The organism is Novosphingobium sp. ES2-1, assembly GCF_015169775.1.
Classification (GTDB): domain Bacteria; phylum Pseudomonadota; class Alphaproteobacteria; order Sphingomonadales; family Sphingomonadaceae; genus Novosphingobium; species Novosphingobium subterraneum.
Map to the genome: position 1 here is coordinate 114591 of NZ_CP063448.1, position 20983 is coordinate 135573.

Genomic DNA, 20983 nt, shown 5'->3' on the forward strand with positions numbered 1-20983 from the left:
TGAGCGGTTTTCCGTGCATCATGAGCATTGCCCTGCTCTACGCGCACTACATCGGGTTTGAGGCGTTCGACCCGTCGTAGCGGATGAGTTCGACGCCGCGGTAGCCTGAGGCGCGGACGGCCAGCATCGCCAGCTCGCCGCGGTTCGGTTCGCGCTCATTGGCGCGATCCAGATCGATCAGGCGGTCCCAGTTGGTGAGGATCGTGCGGACGTAGTGTTGGGTTTCCGGGATGGCGGGGATGCGTCCCTGTCGTAGCGAGCGGCGTTCGGGGCCGGCATTGTAAGCGGCAAGAGCGAGGTCTATTCTGCCGAAGCGGTCGATCTGCTGACGCAGATAGCGCGCTCCGGCGTGCATGTTGGAGATTGGATCAAAGGGATTGCTAAGTCCGAGGGAGCGGGCGGTGCCGGGCATGATCTGCATCATGCCCATAGCCCCGGCTTTGGAAACGCTGCCCGAGGCGAAGCCTGATTCCTGGGCGATCAGTGCGTCGAGCAGCCGGGCAGGAAGCCCATGCTGGCAGGCGATATCTTTCAATATTCGATGATAGGAAGCGCGGCGCGCCTCGGCCGCGCGGGGGAGCCACCATGTGGGCTGGTAACTTGCAGCATCGCATCCAAAGTTGGATGGCATCGGCCCATTGAGACGACTTTCCGCAAAAGTGTCTCTGCCCGAAGCAAACTGGAATTGCTCCAGCAACGGTTGCGTGACGCGGTTGGGGTGAGCGAATTCTGTCAGTCCTAGAAGCGATGGCCCGCCCCGCTCCGAGTTAGCTGGGATCTCGAACTGAAGTCTTTCGACGTCTCTGGCGATTGATTGGGAGTTGATCCCAAGAATTGTGAGAGTGATGGACAGAAGTTTGGCAAAATGCATTTCACGCACCATGAGGCACGTGCCGGTGGAGTGAACTGCGCTCAATCAATGGAGCGGATTCGGTTGTGAAGGTCAAGGTCGGCGCGATCGCTGCGGATTGCGACGACCTCACCCTATGGTGGCGTCTATCCGCGAGGGGCAGTCGCTTCATCAGGGTCGCGTCCGTCAACGTGGTGTAATTTCGGCGGTGGTCTTGGGTCATCGTCATGCGCCCTTTGCGGTAATGTGTAGGGGCTGATTTTCCTCCTCGATCATGATGGTTTAGTTGATTTCGGCCATACCTTCGATCTGCAAGTTGCAGTGCTGGAACTGCCACTCGTCGTTCTGTTCGAGGAGCACGGCGCCGACGAGGCGCACGATGCTGTCTTCGTTGGCTGCGACGTCAGCGCGTCGCTTGACCTCCTTGTTCAGCCGCTCGAGCGGATTGATCGAGTGTAACTTCGTGCGGTGCTGGGTGGGGAAACCGGTGTAGGCGAGCACGTCGGTTTCGGCTTCGTCCATGTCCTTGCACAGTTTGGAGACCGTGGACTTCGAGATGCCCGTCATGCCCATGGCCTAGATCAGTTCATCGACCCGGCCCGCAACTTGGGGATCTTGAGGTTGAGCGTGCCGACTTGGGTATCCAGCGAACGGTCACGATAGCCGTTGCGCCAGGTGGCCCGGTCACCGCTGCGTTCGTGCCGTCCGGCGCCGATCAGGCCATCGACATCGGCCTCCCGGATCAGCTGCAGGACGCTCTCGGTGATGCTACGCAAAAAATTCAGTTGGCCGCTCTTCGCAGCCAGCTCTTCGACCAGTAATCTGTCCTCGGCCATCGGGAACTCATCTTCGTCACGGTCGAAGTATGCAAATTCGTTCATAATAATGAGGCCGGTGGCAACAGATGGGGACTGTCAGGATTTCCGTGTGTGGGCGGGCGGTTAAACATTACGCCGCCATGGCCTTGATGAAGCGTTCGCCGAACAGGACGGCGAACTGGGCCTTGGCCATGGACCACTCACGCGGCGGCATCTTCCACGTTTTCTCGGACCGGTTCAAGATCAGGTACAGCAGCTTGGTCGCGGCATCGTCACTGGGGAAGTGCCCCCTGGCCCTGACCGCCCGCCGGAGCTGAGCATTCAGGGCCTCGATGGCATTCGTGGTGTAGACGATCCTGCGGACCTCGTCGGGGAACGCGAAGAAGGGGATGACCTCACTCCACGCCCGCCGCCAGCTCTGACCGATTGCAGGGTAGCGCCGCCCCCATTCGCTGTTCTCGAAGGCCGTGAGCGCCTCCTCGGCAGCCTTGGCATCGACGGCGCGGTAGATGCTCTTCAAGGCGCTCGCCAGTGGCTTACGGTCCTTCCAGGAGACGAAGTCCATCGAGTTGCGCAGCAGATGGACGATGCAGGTCTGGACGATCGCTTCCGGGAACACGGCGGTAATCGCGTCCGGGAAGCCCTTGAGGCCATCGACGACGGCTAGCATGATATCTTCCACGCCCCGGTTCTTGAGCTCGTTCATGACGCGCAGCCAGAACTTGGCACCTTCGTTCTGCTCGATCCACAGGCCCAGGACGACCTTGGTGCCATCGGCCAGCACACCCAGCGCGATGTGAATCGCCTTGTTGCGGACCATGCCTTCGTCGCGGATCTTGACCCGGATCGCGTCAAAGAAAACCAGCGGATAGGCTGGATCGAGCGGCCGGGCCTGCCAGGCGGCGACCTCCTCGAGCACGGCGTCGGTGACGGTCGATATCAGGTCTGGCGAGACGTCGATGCCATACAGCTCGCGCAGATGCCCGGTGATCTCCCGGGTGCTCATGCCGCGTGCGTACATCGACACGATCTTGTCGTCGAAGCCGGGGAAACGACGCTGGTATTTGGCGATCAGTTGCGGATCAAAGCTGCCTTGGCGATCCCGGGGCACCTCGATCTCGATCTTGCCGGTGTCGGTAACGACGGTCTTGCGGCCATAGCCATTGCGGTTGTTGCCAGCCTGGTCGTCATGCCCGAGATGATGGTCCATCTCCGCATTAAGCGCACGTTCGGCCAGTGCCTTCTTCAGCGAATCCAGCAGGCCACCCTGCTGAAGGGCCGCAGCAGCATCGCCGCCAGCCAGAAGTTGATCGAGTAAATCAGCCGGTATCACCGGTTCCTTGCGTCGGGACATAGTGGGACTCCTTCTTGCCCATTATGCCCGCCCACACACGGAAATCCTGACAGTCCCCAACAGATGATGCCCCACCCCGGAATGCACCACCACCTACACCGGACATTACACCCCGAGCGCGGAAGCTATGGTTACCCGACGCACCGCGCGAATGCATGGCGACGGCGCAATGCGCTTCGCAACGCTGTTAACGAGGCAGGTAAATGCATTGCGGCGCAAGTTCTCCCAGCGGCGCGCAAATTTGATGGAGATCAATACATCGGTACCAATGGTACCGTAAGCGATGGCCACAAGCCACGGCGGTGGGGCGAAGTACTGCCGCCGCGGTCGACCGGCAAGGTGTAAGGCAAGGCTACAGCTGAAAGCAGACATGCCCCGAGCACCCGCCAGTGCCGCACAGAGGATTTCCTTATGCCTGTTGACTATGACCCTTATTCCGACGCCGCCATGACCGATGCGACCGGGCTCTACCGCGATCTTCGCGCCGAAGGCTGCCCGCACTACATGGAAAAGTACGATGCATGGGCGCTGGCCCGCTATGCCGATGTCAAGGCAGTCAGCCTAAAGGGGCAGTGCCTTGACTTCACGCATGGGCAGACGCCGGGGCAGGTCCTGCTGGGCGAGGCCGTGCTGGAAAGCTTTTCGACCAAGAATGGCAAGGAGCATCGCCAGTGGCGCGGACTGATTGCCAATGACTTCACCCTTGCCGCGGTGGAAGCCCAGAAGCCCCGCTACCGCGAACTTGCCCGTCGCCTTTGGAGCGAACTGCGGCCCAGCGGGCGGATGGACGTCTATGGCGATCTTGCCAATCGCTTCTTCTGCATCAATGCCGGCCACAAGCTGGGCCTGCCAGCCGACGAGGCTGAAAAGTACCGTGGATTGATCGACAACCTGCTGCACCGCGAAAAAGGCCAAGTCGGTGCCACTTCGGAGCGCAACCAGCAGGCCTTCGCCCAGCTGACCCAGGAACTGGCTGCCTACATCCAGAAGATACGTGCCGATCCGTCCCTCGCCAGCGGCTATACCCGGATCTACATGGAGGCGGAAATCGACGGGCGGAAGCTGACCGACGACGAACTACTCATGTACCTGATCACCTTGATGGTGGTGGGGTCGGAGACGACGCCGATGGTAATTGCCGCCTTCTTCTATTACCTTGATCACCACCCCGCGCAGAAGCAGGCAGTGCTGGCGGATCACGGGCTGATCCGGCAGGCCTTTCTCGAGGCCGCGCGGTTCAAGCAGCCATCGAACATGCTGGCGCGCAAGGCGCTGACCGACTTTGAGGTGGGGGGGCGCCAGATCAGGCAGGGACAGGGCATCCTGTTCCTCTACGCCTCGGCCAACCGCGACGAAACGCAGTTCGAGAATGCCGACAGTTTCGACATCTTCCGCCAGGACGCCGAACCGAACATGACTTTCGGCCTAGGCTCCCACGTGTGCCTTGGCAAGCATGTCGGCATCGAGGCCGGGGTGATCATCATCGAGGAAATCCTGAAGGACATCAGCGATTACCAGATCATCCACGAAGAGGTTGTCCCGGCCTACGGCGAACACCTCGCGGGCTTCATCAGCATGCCGATGACATTCACCCTGAAAGCCTAGGTGCGGGCTCCGCCCCATTTCTGCAGGAAACCATCATGGCCATTTCATCGCTTGGATACATGGGCATAACGTCCCGCGATCCCCAGGCCTGGCTGCGGCTGGGCGTTGATCTGCTGGGCATGGTACCGGCCCATGCCCTGCCCGGCGAATACCGGGGCCTGCCGGGTGATCCCGGCAGCCCCGGCCCGGCCAGCTGCGCCAGCGGCAGCGGCCCGGACGGCTCGGTCTATCTCAAGCTGGATGACTGGGCGTGGCGCGTGGCAGTGCACCGCACGGACGGCCCCGAGGGCCTCGCCTACCTGGGCTTCGATACGAAAAACGCCCGCGGCTTCGCGCAAACCGTCGCCGCGCTGCGGGCCGAAGGCATCGCCGTTGAGATTTCAGACCGAGCCGGTGCCCGCGCCCGCTCGGTAACGCAGCTGGCGCGCCTGCAAGACCCGTCTGGCAATGCCATCGAACTGTTCTGGGGTCCGACCATTGACCGCCGGTTCCAATCGCCGCTCGGCGCCCGGTTCGTCACTGGCCCGCTGGGCTGCGGACACATCAACCTGTTCGTCGCCCAGATCGCGCCGTGCCTTGATTTCTACACGCAGGTGCTGGGCTTCGCCATTTCCGATTACCTCAACATCGACGAGGACGGCGATCTTTCCGCCAATTTCCTCTACTGCAATCCGCGCCATCACTCCGTGGCGCTGACGCGAGTGGGCGAAACGCGCGGCGTGCACCACATCATGTTCCAGCTGGAAACCATCGACCTGGTGGGTCAGGCCATGGACCGCATCCAGAAGGACGGGTGGCGCATCACAAGTTCGCTGGGCAGGCACGTCAACGACGGCATGCTGTCGTTCTATTTCCGCGGGCCTTCGGGCTTCGACATCGAGATCGGCTGCGACGGCCTGCTGATTGACGAGAACTGGACTCCGAACCAGTTCTGCGGCGGTGACGTCTGGGGCCATCACGGGCTGACCCCGCAGGCGATCGTCGCAATGGCAGACGAGATGCCGGGACGCTAGCGGCCCGGCATCTCCGCCAGAGCGGGCCTAGTCACCGCTCAGGATCAGCCCGCCGGTCGGCACGCCGGTGCCTGCCGTAACCACCACATTGCGGGTATCGGCCACCTGGTTGACCGAAGTGCCCCTGACCAGGCGAACGGCTTCGCAAACGCCGTTCATGCCGTGGATATAGCCTTCACCCAGCTGGCCGCCGTGGGTGTTGATCGGCAGGCGCCCGCCGATCTCTATAGCACCGTCGCGGATGAAGTGCCTGGCCTGCCCCGGCGCGCAGAATCCGAAAGCCTCGATCTGCGGCAGGACGAACGGGGTGAAGTGATCATAGAAGATCGCCGCCGAAACCTGGTCCGGGCCGATCCCGGCCTGGGCGTAAAGCTGATCGGCTACCAGCCGCATCTCGGGCAGGGCCGAAATATCGTCGCGGTAATAGCTGGTCATCATGTGCTGGTCCGCCGCCGCGCCCTGCGCCGCGGCCCGGATCACTGCCGGGCGCTGCTTCAGCTTGCGCGCGCGTTCCAGCGAAGTGACCACCACGGCCGCCCCGCCATCGGTTTCCTGGCAGCAGTCGAGCAGGCGCAGCGGCTCGACGATCCAGCGTGAGGCCTGGTGTTCTTCCAGCGTGATCGGCTTCTGGTAGAACCAGGCGTTGGGATTGTTGGCAGCATGCTTGCGGCAGGCCACGGTGATGCGGCCGAAATCCTCGGACGTGGCGCCATGCTCGTGCATGTAACGCTGGGCCGCGATCGCCACCCACGATGCGGGCGATACCAGGCCATAGGGCATGTACCAGGCATAGAGCGCCGCTTCGGCCGGCGTGACGGAGGGGGGCGGCGTGCCGCTGCCCAGCCGATAGGACGAACGGCAGTTGAGCGCGCGATAACAGACTACCACGTCAGCCACTCCGGCGGCCACGGCCATGGCCGCCTGCATCACCGGACCACAGGCCGCCCCCCCGCCGAAGTGGACGCGGCTGAAGAACTTCAGGTTACGCCCGCCGATGTTGCGGAACACCTCGGTCTCGTTGTTGTGGTCCATGGTGTAAGTGCTCAGGCCGTCAACCTCACCGGGATCGATCCCGGCATCGGCCAGCGCCGCAGTGACTGCCTCGACCGCAAGGCTCATTTCGGAACGGCCCGAGGCCTTGGAAAACTCGGTGGCGCCGATCCCGGCGATTGCGGCCTTGCCGCCCAGCTGGTTGCTCATCGTCCGGTCTCCTCGAATGCGATGCGCATCGTAGCGGACACGTGTTCGCCGATGCCGTTCGTGCCCTTGACGGAAATTTCCGCCTCCCGCGTTTCAGGGGAAAGCGAGGCCACTTCGCCGGTCAAGGTCATGGTATCACCGACGAAATTGGGCGCACCTAGGCGGATGCCGATCTTGCGCACGCGCGCCGCTGGGCCGGCCCATTCGGTAACGAACCGCTGGACCAGGCCATTGGTCGTCAGGATGTTCATGAAGATGCTGGGCACGCCCGATGCGGCGGCAGCGGCCGGATCGTGGTGCACCTTGGCGAAATCGTTGGTCGCGATGGCTCCCGCGATGATCGCCGAAGCCGTGACGGGGAACGTCAGGGGCGGCAGCTGCTGGCCGGGGCTGAGGTCGTCGAAAGTCATCGTCATACTCCCGAAAGGGGGCTGGATTGTCCAGAGGCAAGGGCCTGGCCGATTGCCGCTGCCATTAGGCTGGCGCCGCCAAGCGCGGATTCGATCTGCCGGGCGCGCAGGAAATAGCGGTGCAACGGATAGGTGATATCAGCGCCGATCCCCCCGTGCAGGTGCTGCGCGGTGTGGGTGATGCGGTGCCCGGCGGTGGCCGCCCAGTACTTGGCTGCGCCGATCCCGGCGTCATCGGCGCAGCCGTTGTCCAGCGCCCAGGCGGCATGCATGGTGCTGGAACGCAGTGCCTCAAGGTCGATGTAGCCGTCCGCCGCGCGCTGCTGCACCGCCTGCATCGAACCGATCGGCCGACCGAACTGGATTCGCTCGCTGGTGTAGGCGGCGGTGCGGTGCAGGGCTGATCCGGTCACCCCAAGCTGCATAGCGGCAAGGCCCACCCGGCCATGCCGGATGACCGTGCGCACCACGTCCGCCCCCTGCCCCGGCCGCCCCAGAACATCCTCGGCGTGGAGTTCCACCCCGAAAAAGGTCACCTCGGCATGGGGTTCGGCGCCGGTGGTCTTCTGTTCGCCCACGCTGATGCCAGCGCGGTTCGGGGACAGCAGAACCGCGCTCGGCCCGCGCCCCTCAAGCTCCACGATGACTAGGATCAGCCCGGCCTGCGCGCCATAGGGAACAGCGGTCTTGCTGCCGTCCAGCAGCCAGCCATCGCCTTGGGCCCGGCCCTTTACCGCAGGGCATTCGGGCCAGGCATTGGCCGTCTCCTCTATAGCTGCCGTGGCGATCAGGTCGCCGCTAGCGATGCGCGGCAGCCAGAGCTGGCGCTGCGCATCGGTGCCCCACAACGCCAGCGGCCGGGCGACGAGCGCGAGCGTGGCATGGAGCGGCACCGGGGCCAGGAAGCGCCCCTGTTCTTCCATCAGCAGGCCGATCTCGGCCATGCCGAAGCCGGTGCCGCCATCGGCCTCGGCAATGCCAAGCCCCAGCAGGCCCGCCTCCGCCAACAGCGCCCACAGTGCCGGATCGTGCGATTGGCCGGATTCGGCGAACTGGCGAATGCTTTCGTCAGAACAGGTATCGGCAAAGATCTGCGCGGCAAGGCCCTGCAGGCTCTGCTGGTCTTCACTCCAGGAAAAGTCCATCACTGCCCCCCATCGTCAAGGCGGAAGACGGGCAGCACGAAGTCGGGGGTGATCTCCCGGAAATCGAGCACGACCTTGCGGCCGACCGCGACCTCGGCATTGTCCGCCACGACCAGGTTGGCGAGCAGCCGAACCCCCTCTTCCAGGTCGACCAGCACAACCGGCAGCGGATATTCGAAACCGGGCAGCTTCGGCTGATGGATCAGGGCAAAGCTGTGAATAACGCCGCGCCCTACCGCCGGGAGGGTGTGCCATTTCATCGAACGGCAATGCGGGCACATCGGAGTGGGCGGATGGCGCAATTCGTTGCAGTCGGAGCATTGCTGGATCAGCACCTGACGATCAATCAGGCCCTTCCAGAAGTGCTTGGTATCGGGCGTGGTGATCGGTCGGGGCGGTTCGGCGGGGGGCTGTTCCGGCTTTTCTTCGCGCGGCTGCCCGGCACCGGCGACGCGCGGCTTGAACTTGAGCAGGCGGAAACTCATCCGGCCCACCGGGGCGCCGTGCTGATCGGTGAATTCATACCACAGCGTAACGAAGTGCCCATCGCCCAGCCCGGTGCGCTTTTCGTCCGAAACATCGGCCACGCGCACGGTCATCGAAACCAGGTCGCCAGGGGCGAGATAGCGATCATATTCCTGTTCGACGTTGGTCGCGACGATCCTGGTGAAGCCGTATTCCTCCAGCACGGCGAAGACCGGATGATCGCCCACCCGCTCGACCAGGGGGTTGTAGGGCTCCATCGTCCAGACATCGAGCATGGCCGGCGGCGAGACGACATCGTCGAGGCCGGCCTGCTGCGCAGCTTCGCGGTGCTGGTAAAGCGGGTTCGCATCGCCCATCGCCTCGCACCAGCGCCGGATCATGGGCTGGTTTACGGGGTCGCGGGCGGTAACCACGGGGCTGGGGCCGGCGGCCACGAAGGCCCGCGCCCTGGCCAGGGCTTCCTGTTGAACAGTCATCCTGTGTCCTCTCTTAACGTAGGGCCCGGGGCATCCCGAGGCCGACCTGCGCCACCATGTCGCGCAGGACTTCCGCGGTACCGCCCCCGAAGGTGTTGATCTGGCATTTGCGGAATTCGTGCTCGGTACGCCCGGCAAGGACCGCGCCCGGCGAACCTTCCTGGAGCAGGCCGACCGGCCCCATGACATCGAGCAGCAGGCGCATCACCTTGATCACGCCTTCTGTGCCGAAAACCTTCATCGCGCTGGCAAGATCGGGGCGGGTCAGGCCGTTGGAAACTTCCCAGGCCACCCGGTCACCCATCAGGGTGATGCTGTGCAGCAGGGCATAGCATTCCCCCAGCGCCGACTGGACCCAGCCTTGATCGATGACCCGCGCGCCTTCTGGGGTGCGGGTATCGCGCGCCCAGTCCACCACCAGGTCGAAACAGACGTTGCCGCCATAGGCCATGGCCGCCAGCCCGATGCGCTCGTGGTTGAGCTGTTCGGTGATCATCTTCCACCCGCCGTTGAGCGGGCCGATCAGCATCGAGGCCGGAACGCGGACATTGTCGTAATAGGTCACGTTGGTGCGCATGCCGCCAACCGTCCAGATCGGACTGACCGAGAAGCCCGGCAGGCTGGTATCCACCATGAGGATGGAAATGCCCTTGTGCGCCGGCGCGTCAGGATCGGTCCTAACCGCAAGGAACACGTAGTCAGCCCCTTCCGCCCCGCTGGTGAATATCTTCTGTCCATTGATCACGAAGTCGTCACCATCGCGATCGGCGCGGGTTTTCAACGCCGCCAGATCGGTACCGGCGCCCGGTTCGGAATAGCCGATGGCGAAGATCAGGTCCCCGCGCGAGATCGGCTCGAGGATCGCTTTCTTCTGCTCCTCGCTACCCAGCTTGATCAGCGCCGGACCGACCGTATTGACGGTTACGAAGGGGAACGGAGCCTCGGCCCGGATAAGTTCTTCCAGCAGGATCTTCTGCAGGACGGGGTCAAGCCCCTGCCCGCCGTATTCAACCGGCCAGCCCGGCGTCAGCCAGCCATCACTGCCGAACTGACGGATGACACGGCGGTACACCTCGCCGCTTTCGGCATGGCGCGTGTTTTCGCGCACATCCGGTGTGATCAGATCATCTAGGTAGGCGCGAAAGCGCGCCCGGAAATCCTTGGCCTCTCGGGAATGGTCAACGTACACGGGGGTTGCCTCCAGCATCGGGACGCAGGAACGGCGCGATCCCCAGTCGTCGCAGCGACGCATCGGTCAGCGGCACGTAGGTTTCCTGTTCCTGGTCAAGCACATACAGCGCGTCGGTACCGACGGCCGCGGGATCGTAGCCTTCGCGCTGCAGATCGATCTTGCGCAGCTTGAAGGTGGTGGTGATTTCGGAAGCCGTCGAAACCCGGACGAACACGGGCACTGCGTAGTGCGGCAACCTTTCGCGGGCATAGGCGTGGAAGGCCGCGGGATCGAACTGGGCCAGCTGGCCGTAGGTCAGGGCAACCATGCCCGCACGCCCTTCGGCGCCGGGAATCTCCACGCCATAGACGTTGACCAGCTCTGGCCCAGCAAAGCCCCCGAGTACCAGCGCGACCTCCTCAGTCGACACGTTCTCGCTCTTCCAGCGGAACGTGTCGCCGACGCGGTCGACGAAGTAGAAATAGTCATCCTCGTCAAACCGGACGAGATCGCCCGAACGGAACCAGATGTCACCGGGTTCGAACAGGTCGCGCAGCAGCTTGGCCTCGCTGGCGGCGGGATCGGTATAGCCTTCGAAGAAGCCCGCGCCGTCCGGCCCGGGAAGAACCTGGGCCACCAGTTCGCCCACTTCGCCGGCCACGGCCAGGCGCGGCGCGCCCGAGGGGGTGGCGAAGTAGCCCTGGCTGTCGAAATCATAGGCGAGCACGCGCACCGTCGACTGTTCGGGATAGGGCAGCCGCCCCACCGATCCGATCCGGCCATCAACATTGAGCAGGCTGTAATTGCACTCGGTGCCGCCCAGCCCCTCGAATATCTCGGTCACGCCGAAGCGTTCGCTGAAGCGTCGCCAGATATCGGCCTTCAGGCCCGCGCCGATCAGGCGGCGCAGCGGATGGTTGCGGTCATCGGGCGAAGGCGGGGCATTGAGCAGATAACGGCACACCTCGCCGATGTATTGGACCGTCGTAATCCCGTGTTCACGCACATCATCCCAGAAGGCGCTGACGCTGAAGCGGCGGCGCAGGACAAAGGGAATGGCGAAGGCCAGCGCCACGGAAACCACCGCCATGCCGCCCGCGCCATGATAGACCGGCAGGACGCAGTAATGGACATCGTCCGGGCCGATACCCATCAGGCCGCCCTGGGTTTCCCCTGCCCCGACAAACCGCAGGTGGCTCATCCGGGCGGCCTTGGGCAGGCCGGTCGTGCCCGATGTGAAGATGAGGTAGAGCGGATCGCCCATGACGATTCCGGCGCGCGCGGCAGGATCAGGATCGGCGGCAGGGGCCCGGTCGCACGCGGCGTAGAAATCCAGCGCACCGTGCACAGCCGCAGCTGCCCCATGTTCGGCATCGCAGAGCAGCAAGGGCGGCAGGGCTTCGCGCGGCAGATCGGCTACCGAATCGCGCAGGGCGTCGTCAAGGATCAACGCCGCAGGGGCGATCTGGGCTAGCGCGTGAACCAAGGCCGTCCCCGTGGCGCTGGTGTTCAGCAGCCCGGTGACGATCCCAACCTTGGCAAGACCCAGCCATATCAGCACGAAATCGGGCCGGTTGCTCATCAGCAGGGCAACAACATCGCCGCGCTTCAGGCCCATGGCCAGGGCTGCATGCGCAATACGGTTGGCCCGCGCGTTCGCTTCGGCGAAGGTCAGCGTGCGACCCTCGAAAATGATGAAAGACCTGTCGCCGCTGTCGCGCGCGCGCTCTTCCAGACGGTCTGCCACGGTATACGGCGTGTCGCGACGAAACGCGGCTACCCGGCTATAACCGCGCATCAGCCGGCTCATCGATTCCTCTCGACTGGGCACTTGCTCAGACACCTTTTTCTGCACCTTCTGCACGTGTGGGCAGCCATGCTATGCAGCTGCCAGATCGTTCATGACGGCACTTTGCATGAACATGATATCAGTGTCAAGTTGACTCATGCAAGGCGTGGCGTAATGAAAGTCGGCCTTTCTTAGAAAATCTTACACCCCGTCGGCGGCAAACGCGGGATAATCCGCGGGAAATCACGAAGGGAACCGGGGGCTAAATCCACTGCCAATCTTTACAAAGCTCGATCATGCCATAATTGAGCGTTCAACCGCACGCTGTCTCATCGGCCCGATCGACGGTCGGCGCTGCCTGTCGCTATTCCGGTCTGACCGCGTTTGCCCACCCAGGAGGTGACCATCAACAAGTCTCGCGCGCATAAGGGGATCGTCACCGAACCAGCCACCGAGCGGGGCCGCGCGGCGCGACAGCGGTTGGTGGCGGCGGCGGAAACCCTGCTCAATCGCGTGCCCTACGGAAAAGTCCGGGTGGCAGATATCACCGGCGAGGCCGGATCGGCATTCGGCCTGTTCTACCGCTATTTCCCCGACATCAAGTCTCTGGTGATCGAGATCAGCGTGAAGATGATGCGCCGCTTCGATCCCATTCTTGAATTGCCCACCGATGCCTCTGACGAAGCCCTGCTGCAGCGGATCAGGGCCTACCAGCGGATCAACGTCCAGAACCACATCGATCATCCCGGCCTGATCCGCGCCGCGCCGGAACTGGCCATGGAAGACGCGGCCTTCCGTAAGCTGGTGCGATCGCTGCACATGCAGTTCATCGAACACATGATCGGCGAAAGCCTGGATGGCTGGGCGGCAGACTCGGATGAACCGGCTAAGGCCTATCGCCGGATGCAGGTGCTGGCCGTGCAGGGTGTTTCGCTAACCTCGCTGCAGGATTACTACGTCTGGAAAACATCGGGCCTGCGCAATCTCAAGATCTCGCCCGATGAGATGACCGACTGGCTCAGCATCCTCTGCTTCCGCATCCTGACGGGCAAGAACCCCGAGCTGACCCAGTTCGCGACCTTCGAGCGCATCAGGGCGTTGATTCGCCTTTGACAGACAAAAAAGCCCCGCTTCGGCGGGGCTTTTCCGTTTCGCTTGTGTGTGCGCTTCAAAGCTTGCCAGTCAGCTCCGGCACGGCGCTGAACAGGTCGGCGACGAGGCCGATGTCGGCGACCTGGAAGATCGGCGCGTCTTCGTCCTTGTTGATGGCGATGATGGTCTTGGAGTCCTTCATGCCGGCCAGATGCTGGATGGCGCCCGAGATGCCGACCGCGATGTAGACTTCGGGCGCCACGATCTTGCCGGTCTGGCCGACCTGGTAATCGTTTGGCACGTAACCGGCGTCGACTGCGGCGCGGCTGGCGCCGACGGCGGCGCCCAGCTTGTCGGCCAGCGGGAAGATGACCTGCTGGAACGTGTCCGCATCCTTGAGCGCGCGACCGCCCGAGACGATGATCTTGGCCGAGGTCAGTTCCGGACGCTCCGACTTGGCGATTTCCGCGCCGACGAAGCTGGAGAGGCCAGCATCGGCCGCGCCTGCAGCGGCTTCCACCGCACCCGAACCGCCTTCCGTGGCCGCCTTGGCAAAGGCGGTGCCGCGCACGGTGATCACCAGCTTGGCGTCGGAACTTTCCACCGTGGCGATGGCGTTGCCCGCGTAAGTGGGCCGGGTGAAGGTCTTCGGACCTTCGATCGAGAGGATATCCGATACCTGCATCACGTCGAGCAGGGCAGCGACGCGCGGCGCGATGTTCTTACCATTCGACGTGGCGGGCGCGACGAAGGCGTCGTGGCTGGCCATCAGCGAGGCCACCAGCGGCGCGACGTTTTCGGCCAGCGCATTGGCATAGGCGGCGTCATCAGCCAGGTGCACCTTGCCGACGCCCGCGATCTTCGCGGCCTGTTCGGCCACTGCCGCACAGCCGGACCCGGCGACGAGCAGGTGAACCTCGCCCAGCTGCGAAGCGGCGGTCACGGCAGCGAGAGTCGCGTCCTTGACCGAGGTGTTGTCGTGTTCGACCCAGACGAGCGTCTTCATCAGGCGACTCCCATTTCCTTGAGCTTGGCGACCAGCGTGTCGACATCGGGCACCTTGATGCCCGCCGAACGCACCGGCGGTTCGGCAACCTTGAGCGTCTTGAGCCGCGGCGTGGTATCGACGCCGTAGTCAGCCGGAGCCTTGGTGGCGAGCGGCTTGGACTTGGCCTTCATGATGTTGGGCAGCGAGGCATAGCGCGGCTCGTTGAGGCGCAGGTCCGTGGTGACGATGGCTGGCAGGACCAGCTTTACCGTTTCCAGGCCGCCATCGACTTCGCGGGTGACGGTGACCGTATCGCCCTCGACCGTGACGGCCGAGGCGAAGGTACCCTGCGGACGGCCGAGGAGCGCTGCCAGCATCTGGCCGGTCTGGTTACAGTCATTGTCGATCGCCTGCTTGCCGAGGATCACAAGGCCCGGCGTTTCTTCCTCGACGATGCCCTTGAGGATCTTGGCGACGGCCAGCGGTTCGACCTCATCGTCGGTCATCACCAAAATGGCGCGGTCCGCGCCCATGGCCAGCGCGGTGCGCAGGGTTTCCTGCGCCTTCTGCGGGCCGACGGAGACGGCCACGATCTCGGCCGCCACACCCTTTTCCTTGAGACGGATGGCTTCTTCTACCGCGATCTCGTCGAACGGGTTCATGCTCATCTTGACGTTGGCAAGGTCAACTCCCGTGCCGTCCGCCTTCACCCGCGGTTTCACGTTATAGTCGATCACCCGCTTCACGGGCACCAGGATCTTCATAGCTCAATCACTTCCTGCCGGTTGGTTGTCTTCATCGCGATCCGCCGTCACGGGCCGGCGCGGGGCACCAGGCGGGCTTCCTGCCTTGGTGCAGGCCGCTTGATGTCCCGGCTTTCCCGGCCCTTTGCCAGGCCCGGTGCCGCCTGCCTTAGCAGAAGAAGGCGCCGCCGTTGACAGTGACGATGCTGCCGGTGGCATAGCTGGCGTCCTCGCTAGCCAGGAAGGCGATCGCGCTGGCCACTTCCTCGGGATGGCCGAGGCGCTTTAACAGCGAATTGTCGGCGATCGCCTGCTTGGGTCCTTCCGGGATGCCATCAAACAGTGGGGTGTCGGTGGCACCGGGGTGAACCGCGTTGACGCGGATACCCCGTGCCGCCAGCTCGACCGCCATGGCGCGCGTCATGCCCATGATTCCGGCCTTGGCGGTGCAATAGGGCACCGGACCGTTCCCCTGGATCGCTGCGGTGGAAGCAACGTTGACGATCGCCCCGCCCTTGCCGTGAGCTGCCATCAGCCGCACCGCAGCGCGGCTGCAGCGGAAGGCGCCGTCCAGCGTCACGCCGATCACCGTTGCCCAGCCAGCATCGGTGCAGTGGATCGTCTGGTCGGCAAAGACCGTGGGGGCCTGGCCCGCGGCGATGAGCGCTTCGCGTTCGGCCATGCCGGCATAGTAACGGTCCATGCCATCGCCAGCTGCCGAACCGATCCCGGCGTTGTTCACCAGGATGTCGATCCCGCCCAGCGCGGCTTCGACCTCGGCAAAGGCGTTTTCGACCGACTGACTGTCGGCAATGTTGCAGTGCAGGCCGATATGCGGGGTGGGAAGCAGGGCCTTGGCCGCTTCGGCGTTCAGGTCCAGCACAGCCACGATCGCTCCTTCGGCGGCCAGCCGGCGCGCGGTGGCCGCGCCTATGCCCTGTGCGCCACCGGTGACGACGGCCCGTTTGCCTTTCAGGCGCTCATTGAATGCGTTCACGGTCATCTCCTCGCTCAATCCTCGACTTCCGGCCGCCAGGCTACGCCGTTGATATGGCCGCCGCCATCGACCTGCAGGCTGTTCCCAGTCACATAGCCGCCGCCATCACTGGCCAGGAACACCGCGACGGGGCCGATGTCATCCTCGGCATCGCCGAAGCGGTTGACCGGGATCTGCGACAGGATCTGCCGCGCCATTTCGGGGTTGGCTTCGAAATAGTCCCTCGCCTGCGGGCTCATCGCTGCCGGGCAGATGGCGTTACAGGTAATCCCGTGCATGCCCCATTCGACCGCCGCGGTGCGTGTCAGCGTGCGGACAGCTTCCTTGCTGGCGTTGTAGGCGGCGGTGAACATGTGAGCGTTGATGCCATTGAGCGAGCAGATGTTGATGATCCGCCCGAACTTCTGCGCCTTCATGATCGGCAGGGCCGCGCGCATGGCGCGGAAGGCGGACCAGTAATTCAGGTCGAAGGCGCTCGCCATGTCTTCATCGGTGTGGTTCTCAAGCCGCTTAGCGAAGCTGCCGCCGGCATTGTTTACAAGGATTTCCAGCTTCCCCAGTTGCTCGTGCGCCTGGCGGATCATGGCGTTGACAGCTTCGCCATCAGTGACGTCGACACTGAGCGCGAAGGCGCGCACGCCGGTGTTCTCGCGGATCCAGGTGGCTTCGCGCTCTGCCTCCTCGCCGCGGCGCTGCGCGATGACGATGTCAGCACCGGCCTTGGCCATGGCACGGGCAATGCCCTGCCCCACGCCTTGCCCGCCGCCCGTAACCAGAGCGGTGCGTCCTTTTAGTAGTCCTGTCATGTCGTCTCTCCACTTTCCAACGTGTTTTCGTTCTCGACAGCGGGCGCGGCGGGGTAATCGGTATAGCCCCTGCTATCGTCGCCGTAGCCGGTGTAAAAGGTGGCTCGATCAGCCTTGGCCAGCGGCGTTCCCGTGCGAAACCGCTCGACCAGATCGGGGTTGGCAATAAACGGATAGCCGAACGAAACAGCATCGGCCGCGCCCGCGGCAATGATGGCTTGCGCCTTCTCCAAGGTCAGTCCGCCATTCTCGATCACCGGACCCGACCAGTTGGCGCGCACCAGTTCAAGCGAATCGAAGCCCTTGTTGGGAATGTGGATCAGGTGGCAGTAGGCTAGGCCCCGCCCGTCCACCGCGCGCAGCAGCTCTGCATAGGTTTCCGCCGGATCGGCATCGGCCATGCCGTTGAACGGCACGCCGGGGCAGATGCGGAAACCCACGCGGTCCGCGCCGATCGCGCCGGCCAGTGCTTCCAGCGCTTCCACCACAAAGCGGATGCGGTTTTTCGCCGAGCCGCCATAAGCATCGGTCCGCTGGTTGGAGTTGGAGGAAAGGAACTGCATCGGCAGATAGCCGCTGGCGCAGTGCAGCTCGACCGCATCCATGCCCGCTTTGCGGGCATTGCGCGCAGCAGCGGCATATTCCGCAATCACGCCCGGGATTTCGCCCGTTTCCAGCGCACGCGGCATTTCCGTTGGTACGGGCACGCCGTCAGGACCGGGAATCGGATCAGGGGATGGGATCGCGCTGGGGGCCACCGTATCGGCATCAAGCGCCTTGTTGGAGCGCACGCTGGCCCGGCCGACGTGCATCAGTTGCATCGAAAGCAAGCCGCCCTCGGCATGCACCGCCTCGGCGACCTTGCGCCAGCCCGCAACCTGCTCGGCCGAGTGGATACCGGGCGTACGCCAATAGCCCTTTCCGGCTGGCGAAGGCTGAGTTCCCTCGGTCACAATCAGCCCCGCCGAGGCCCGCTGCCGGTAGTATTCGACCATCAGGTCAGTCGGTTCATCGCGCGGGCCCGCCCTATCGCGGGTCATCGGAGCCATGACGATCCGGTTGCGCAAGGCAAGCGCCCCGAGGCCGACGGACGAGAAGACATCGATCATGATGATCAGCTCCGGACACGAGGGCGGGGCAGCGGCGCACCGCGACGCATCGTCTCGATGAACTTCTCCAGCGGCGCGGCCGGTTCGACCGGGCCATCGTGCGGCTGACCGTTGCGGGCCCAGTAGGTCTTCCAGCTCGGGAACAGGTCATGGAAGCTGCCGTGATAGGGCGGCACCCCCGGCCAGCGCATCTTGCGGTCACCCACCGGCGGCTTGTTGAGGTCGCTGGCGTACCAGTACAGCGGCAGGCGGCGACGAAAATACCAGCGCCCGCCGATCCGTTCATACTGATCGAAATACATCATCTGCATGATGACCCATTCAGGGCCACACTCATGCTCGTTTTTGGAATACACGACGCCCTGCGCTTGATTGGGATCGTCGAAGTCGATGATATGACCGCCAATATGATGGCTGGTTCCATCAAACTGCATAGAATGGGTTTCGTCGAACCAGTCGCGCAGCGCTTTGCGGCCGCTTTTCCCGCCGCCAACCCGGACGTCTTCGGGAAACAGGTTCACCCAGGCATCGCCGTCACGCATGTCGAGGGCGAGCGAATATTTGGCAGGGAGCTGCCTGATCTGGTCAAGCGACTCAAGCCGTTCGATACGGCTCGCAAGGTCAGCATAATCCGACATGTTCAACCCTACTCCATTGCCTGTAAATCAGGGGCAGCTGACGGATGCGATAGTCTGCCGCAAGACAAGACTGCCGACGCTCAGCCCGTATGCGATTAAGTCCCGCAAACATCAGCTTGGCGCCTGGGCGTTTTTCAAGAAAAACGGGCTGGGTTCCCAGGTGGTCAGGCCTACCGCCGCATCGGCAATCGATGCTTCAGGCTGATGAAGCACAACCTTCATTGTTGAGCAGATTTCCCCCTGCCCCGTGATAGCAAGGTCCAGCCATAGCCAATTCCCGCCCTTGGCCGCTGCCTGGTTAGCGATCACGGTGCCACTAAGAGTCACGGTCATGCCCGGGCAGATCGGCCGCAGCATTGAGAGCTTCCAACGGCCAATCCGCGCATTGCGACCCGCCCATTCCAGTAAGTAGCCATGAAACCAGCCTGTCTGCGTCGGCGTATTCATGATGATACCGGGCAAGTTCATCGCGCGGGCATGGTCGGCATCGTGGTGCTGGGGCTGCCAGTCCCGGCTGGCGGCAGCACCCATGACGATGTCGCGCGCGGTAACCATCCGCGTCGCATCTGGTAGGGTCTGACGCGCGGCGCTCATGCTGTAGCTCCATAGGCGAAGAACCGCAGGATCTCGGCACCAAGGAACAGGTCGGAGGCGACGCAGCGGTAATCGACCCGCAAGGTCCAGTCACGCCCGCTGCCCAGCCGGTTGGTACGCAGCGGCCCGATCCCGACCAGCGTCTGGGTGCTACCCAGCCGCATGCCCGGGCGGCAAGGAGCGCCAATTTCAGTTTCGCTGTCCGCCACCACGGCCAGCGGCAAGCCCAACATGTCCTTCAGCTGGAAATGCAGCGCCAAACCCTGGGCGCTATCTTGCGCGCCGCTGCAGGGCTGCCACATCAGTGGCCGGTTCCAGGCCGAAAGCAGTGCGGGCGGGCACTCGGGTTCATCCATCCACCACGCGGGATGTGCGTCACCGATAGCGGCGGCGAACAGGCGGATCGCGCCTGTTTCCACCGGATCGCTGACCTGCCGGTAGAGCGGCTGGCCTAGCAGCTCCTGCAGCTCGCAGCGGAGCGTTCCGGTGATGTCAGGCGCGATAGTCACGCCAGCGGCAGCCCCAGGTGCCGGCGGGCGATGATGTTCTTCTGCACTTCTGACGTGCCGCCGCCAATCGTGTCGAGCGGAGTCGTCTGGTAGAAATGTTCCCACACTCCTCCATCGACCGCGCCGGGTGCGCCCTTGCGGAGCAAGCCCGTAGGCCCCAGGTGATCGAGCACGAAATCGGTCACGACCTGTTGCAGGCGGGTGGCGAAGACCTTGTACATGGCCGCCTCGATCGCCGGCACACCGCCCTTCGCCGCCGAATCGACAACACGGCGCTGCAGCATCTTGGCGGTCTCGATCTCCGCCGCCAGCTTGCCGACCGCGCGGCGCACACCGATGTCTTCCGACAGCGGATGCCCGTTGCGGGTGCGCCCGCGCAGTGCTTCCAGCGCGCGTTCGAACTTCTGCAGCAGCGGGTTAACCGTGTAGAAGGTGAAGCGTTCGAAATCGAGCGCCTCGCAGACATAGGTCCAACCCTTGTTCAATTCGCCCACTAGCGCACCGGGGCCGACGCGCACGTTGTCGAAGAACACCTCGTTGGTCAGGTGGTGGCCCAGCGTGTCGATTTTGCGGACGGTCAGCCCCGGCGTGTTCATCGGCAGCAAGAACACGCTGATGCCCTTGTGCTTGGGCGCATCGGGATCGGTCCGCGCGGCTACCCAGTACCATTCGGCGAAGTTGGCCGAAGTTGTCCACACCTTCTGCCCATTGAGCACCCAACCATCGCCATCCGGTTCGGCCCGCAGCTTCAGGCTGGCCAGATCCGAACCGGCGCCGGGTTCCGAATAGCCAAGGGCGAATTCCGTCTCCGCATCGAGTATCATGGGCAGGAACTGACGCTTCATCTCTTCGCTGCCGTGGCGAATGATGGTCTTGCCGATGCACCCCACGCCCTTGCCGATAAGTGGCGCGCCGCGTAGGGCCAGTTCCTCGTTCAGCAGGTATTCGTAGATTCCCGGGATTTCTTGGCCGCCATAGCTTTTGGGCCAGGACATGCCCAAGTAGCCGCGCTTGGCCATGCGGCGGCAGAACGCCCGTCGTTCGGGGCTGTTGGCCAGCTGCGAGTGGCAATCGCGATCCGGATCCATGAAATCATGTGCGTCGGGGTGCTGCGCTTCCTCTTCAAGGAAAGCACGGACGCCGCGGGCGAAGGAGATCTCGTCGGGTGAAAGCTTGAAGTCCATTGGGTT

Annotated in this window: 20 protein-coding genes and 1 pseudogene; 3 read left to right on the forward strand and 18 right to left on the reverse strand. The window is 63.7% G+C overall.

Translation table 11 applies throughout. The annotated features are described in order from the left end of the window. Positions 1-46 precede the first annotated feature (46 nt). The 3 genes and pseudogenes from IM701_RS20225 to IM701_RS20235 form a co-directional block, all read right to left on the reverse strand. Positions 47-883 (reverse strand): lytic transglycosylase domain-containing protein, encoded by an 837-nt coding sequence (locus IM701_RS20225; protein ID WP_230487965.1) that lies wholly within the window; start codon positions 881-883, stop codon positions 47-49. A gap of 249 nt (positions 884-1132) precedes the next feature. Then, a pseudogene (locus IM701_RS20230) lies at positions 1133-1686 on the reverse strand (transposase). Between the two features lie 112 nt (positions 1687-1798). Next, entirely contained in the window at positions 1799-3022 is a 1224-nt protein-coding gene (locus IM701_RS20235) for an IS256 family transposase (protein WP_193829036.1), read from the reverse strand. A gap of 411 nt (positions 3023-3433) precedes the next feature. On the opposite strand from IM701_RS20235, the gene IM701_RS20240 reads away from it, so the two are divergent. Both IM701_RS20240 and IM701_RS20245 read left to right on the forward strand, forming a co-directional pair. After that, entirely contained in the window at positions 3434-4627 is a 1194-nt protein-coding gene (locus tag IM701_RS20240; RefSeq protein WP_193829037.1) for a cytochrome P450, read from the forward strand. A 35-nt stretch (positions 4628-4662) separates the two neighbouring features. Next, positions 4663-5640, forward strand: coding sequence for a VOC family protein (locus IM701_RS20245; protein ID WP_193829038.1), 978 nt, complete (start codon positions 4663-4665; stop codon positions 5638-5640). A gap of 27 nt (positions 5641-5667) precedes the next feature. On the opposite strand, the gene IM701_RS20250 is transcribed toward IM701_RS20245, so the two are convergent. The 6 genes from IM701_RS20250 to IM701_RS20275 are packed head-to-tail and all read right to left on the reverse strand — an operon-like array spanning position 5668 to position 12338. Beyond that, a complete protein-coding gene (locus IM701_RS20250) occupies positions 5668-6840 on the reverse strand; it encodes a lipid-transfer protein (RefSeq protein WP_193829039.1) in 1173 nt (390 codons plus the stop codon). Next, complete coding sequence (locus IM701_RS20255; RefSeq protein WP_193829040.1) at positions 6837-7250, reverse strand: MaoC/PaaZ C-terminal domain-containing protein; 414 nt, start codon at positions 7248-7250, stop codon at positions 6837-6839. The genes IM701_RS20250 and IM701_RS20255 overlap by 4 nt, the downstream gene beginning before the upstream one ends. Positions 7251-7252: 2 nt before the next feature. Continuing rightward, positions 7253-8395: an acyl-CoA dehydrogenase family protein gene (locus tag IM701_RS20260; protein WP_193829041.1), complete on the reverse strand. Its 1143-nt coding sequence runs from the start codon at positions 8393-8395 to the stop codon at positions 7253-7255. Continuing rightward, the gene (locus IM701_RS20265) at positions 8395-9357 is read right to left on the reverse strand and encodes a bifunctional MaoC family dehydratase N-terminal/OB-fold nucleic acid binding domain-containing protein (RefSeq protein ID WP_193829042.1); all 963 of its coding nucleotides are present in this window, start codon (positions 9355-9357) and stop codon (positions 8395-8397) included. The genes IM701_RS20260 and IM701_RS20265 overlap by 1 nt, the downstream gene beginning before the upstream one ends. Positions 9358-9370: 13 nt before the next feature. Next, the gene (locus IM701_RS20270; RefSeq protein WP_193829043.1) at positions 9371-10546 is read right to left on the reverse strand and encodes an acyl-CoA dehydrogenase family protein; all 1176 of its coding nucleotides are present in this window, start codon (positions 10544-10546) and stop codon (positions 9371-9373) included. Then, positions 10536-12338, reverse strand: coding sequence for a long-chain-acyl-CoA synthetase (locus IM701_RS20275; protein ID WP_193829044.1), 1803 nt, complete (start codon positions 12336-12338; stop codon positions 10536-10538). The genes IM701_RS20270 and IM701_RS20275 overlap by 11 nt, the downstream gene beginning before the upstream one ends. 378 nt (positions 12339-12716) lie before the next feature. Between IM701_RS20275 and IM701_RS20280 the strand changes: the two genes are divergently transcribed. Then, entirely contained in the window at positions 12717-13430 is a 714-nt protein-coding gene (locus IM701_RS20280) for a TetR/AcrR family transcriptional regulator (protein WP_193829045.1), read from the forward strand. Positions 13431-13485: 55 nt separating this feature from the next. On the opposite strand, the gene IM701_RS20285 is transcribed toward IM701_RS20280, so the two are convergent. The 9 genes from IM701_RS20285 to IM701_RS20325 form a co-directional block, all read right to left on the reverse strand. After that, the gene (locus IM701_RS20285; protein WP_193829046.1) at positions 13486-14415 is read right to left on the reverse strand and encodes an electron transfer flavoprotein subunit alpha/FixB family protein; all 930 of its coding nucleotides are present in this window, start codon (positions 14413-14415) and stop codon (positions 13486-13488) included. Beyond that, entirely contained in the window at positions 14415-15161 is a 747-nt protein-coding gene (locus IM701_RS20290; RefSeq protein WP_193829047.1) for an electron transfer flavoprotein subunit beta/FixA family protein, read from the reverse strand. Before IM701_RS20290 ends, IM701_RS20285 begins: the two co-directional genes overlap by 1 nt. 148 nt (positions 15162-15309) lie before the next feature. Continuing rightward, positions 15310-16137 carry an SDR family NAD(P)-dependent oxidoreductase gene (locus tag IM701_RS20295; RefSeq protein ID WP_230487966.1) on the reverse strand — a complete coding sequence of 276 codons (828 nt, stop codon included), beginning with the start codon at positions 16135-16137 and terminating at the stop codon, positions 15310-15312. Between the two features lie 14 nt (positions 16138-16151). After that, on the reverse strand, positions 16152-16943 hold the full coding sequence (locus IM701_RS20300) for an SDR family NAD(P)-dependent oxidoreductase (protein ID WP_193829049.1): 792 nt from the start codon (positions 16941-16943) through the stop codon (positions 16152-16154). Continuing rightward, positions 16940-18052, reverse strand: a complete 1113-nt coding sequence (locus IM701_RS20305; protein WP_193829050.1) for an alkene reductase — start codon at positions 18050-18052, stop codon at positions 16940-16942. The genes IM701_RS20300 and IM701_RS20305 overlap by 4 nt, the downstream gene beginning before the upstream one ends. A gap of 5 nt (positions 18053-18057) precedes the next feature. After that, positions 18058-18690, reverse strand: coding sequence for a nuclear transport factor 2 family protein (locus IM701_RS20310; protein WP_193829051.1), 633 nt, complete (start codon positions 18688-18690; stop codon positions 18058-18060). A 111-nt stretch (positions 18691-18801) separates the two neighbouring features. Then, the gene (locus IM701_RS20315) at positions 18802-19284 is read right to left on the reverse strand and encodes a MaoC/PaaZ C-terminal domain-containing protein (protein ID WP_193829052.1); all 483 of its coding nucleotides are present in this window, start codon (positions 19282-19284) and stop codon (positions 18802-18804) included. Then, positions 19281-19793 (reverse strand): MaoC family dehydratase N-terminal domain-containing protein, encoded by a 513-nt coding sequence (locus IM701_RS20320; RefSeq protein ID WP_193829053.1) that lies wholly within the window; start codon positions 19791-19793, stop codon positions 19281-19283. Before IM701_RS20320 ends, IM701_RS20315 begins: the two co-directional genes overlap by 4 nt. Beyond that, positions 19790-20977, reverse strand: coding sequence for an acyl-CoA dehydrogenase family protein (locus IM701_RS20325; protein ID WP_193829054.1), 1188 nt, complete (start codon positions 20975-20977; stop codon positions 19790-19792). The genes IM701_RS20320 and IM701_RS20325 overlap by 4 nt, the downstream gene beginning before the upstream one ends. Positions 20978-20983 lie beyond the last annotated feature (6 nt).

What these genes read in the sequence shown, in the direction of transcription:
- IM701_RS20225 (WP_230487965.1), bottom strand. Translation starts at nt 883, where the DNA reads ATGGTGCGTGAAATGCATTTTGCCAAACTTCTGTCCATCACTCTCACA.
- IM701_RS20235 (WP_193829036.1), bottom strand. Translation starts at nt 3,022, where the DNA reads ATGTCCCGACGCAAGGAACCGGTGATACCGGCTGATTTACTCGATCAA.
- IM701_RS20240 (WP_193829037.1), top strand. Translation starts at nt 3,434, where the DNA reads ATGCCTGTTGACTATGACCCTTATTCCGACGCCGCCATGACCGATGCG.
- IM701_RS20245 (WP_193829038.1), top strand. Translation starts at nt 4,663, where the DNA reads ATGGCCATTTCATCGCTTGGATACATGGGCATAACGTCCCGCGATCCC.
- IM701_RS20250 (WP_193829039.1), bottom strand. Translation starts at nt 6,840, where the DNA reads ATGAGCAACCAGCTGGGCGGCAAGGCCGCAATCGCCGGGATCGGCGCC.
- IM701_RS20255 (WP_193829040.1), bottom strand. Translation starts at nt 7,250, where the DNA reads ATGACTTTCGACGACCTCAGCCCCGGCCAGCAGCTGCCGCCCCTGACG.
- IM701_RS20260 (WP_193829041.1), bottom strand. Translation starts at nt 8,395, where the DNA reads ATGGACTTTTCCTGGAGTGAAGACCAGCAGAGCCTGCAGGGCCTTGCC.
- IM701_RS20265 (WP_193829042.1), bottom strand. Translation starts at nt 9,357, where the DNA reads ATGACTGTTCAACAGGAAGCCCTGGCCAGGGCGCGGGCCTTCGTGGCC.
- IM701_RS20275 (WP_193829044.1), bottom strand. Translation starts at nt 12,338, where the DNA reads ATGAGCCGGCTGATGCGCGGTTATAGCCGGGTAGCCGCGTTTCGTCGC.
- IM701_RS20285 (WP_193829046.1), bottom strand. Translation starts at nt 14,415, where the DNA reads ATGAAGACGCTCGTCTGGGTCGAACACGACAACACCTCGGTCAAGGAC.
- IM701_RS20290 (WP_193829047.1), bottom strand. Translation starts at nt 15,161, where the DNA reads ATGAAGATCCTGGTGCCCGTGAAGCGGGTGATCGACTATAACGTGAAA.
- IM701_RS20300 (WP_193829049.1), bottom strand. Translation starts at nt 16,943, where the DNA reads ATGACAGGACTACTAAAAGGACGCACCGCTCTGGTTACGGGCGGCGGG.
- IM701_RS20305 (WP_193829050.1), bottom strand. Translation starts at nt 18,052, where the DNA reads ATGATCGATGTCTTCTCGTCCGTCGGCCTCGGGGCGCTTGCCTTGCGC.
- IM701_RS20310 (WP_193829051.1), bottom strand. Translation starts at nt 18,690, where the DNA reads ATGTCGGATTATGCTGACCTTGCGAGCCGTATCGAACGGCTTGAGTCG.
- IM701_RS20315 (WP_193829052.1), bottom strand. Translation starts at nt 19,284, where the DNA reads ATGAGCGCCGCGCGTCAGACCCTACCAGATGCGACGCGGATGGTTACC.
- IM701_RS20325 (WP_193829054.1), bottom strand. Translation starts at nt 20,977, where the DNA reads ATGGACTTCAAGCTTTCACCCGACGAGATCTCCTTCGCCCGCGGCGTC.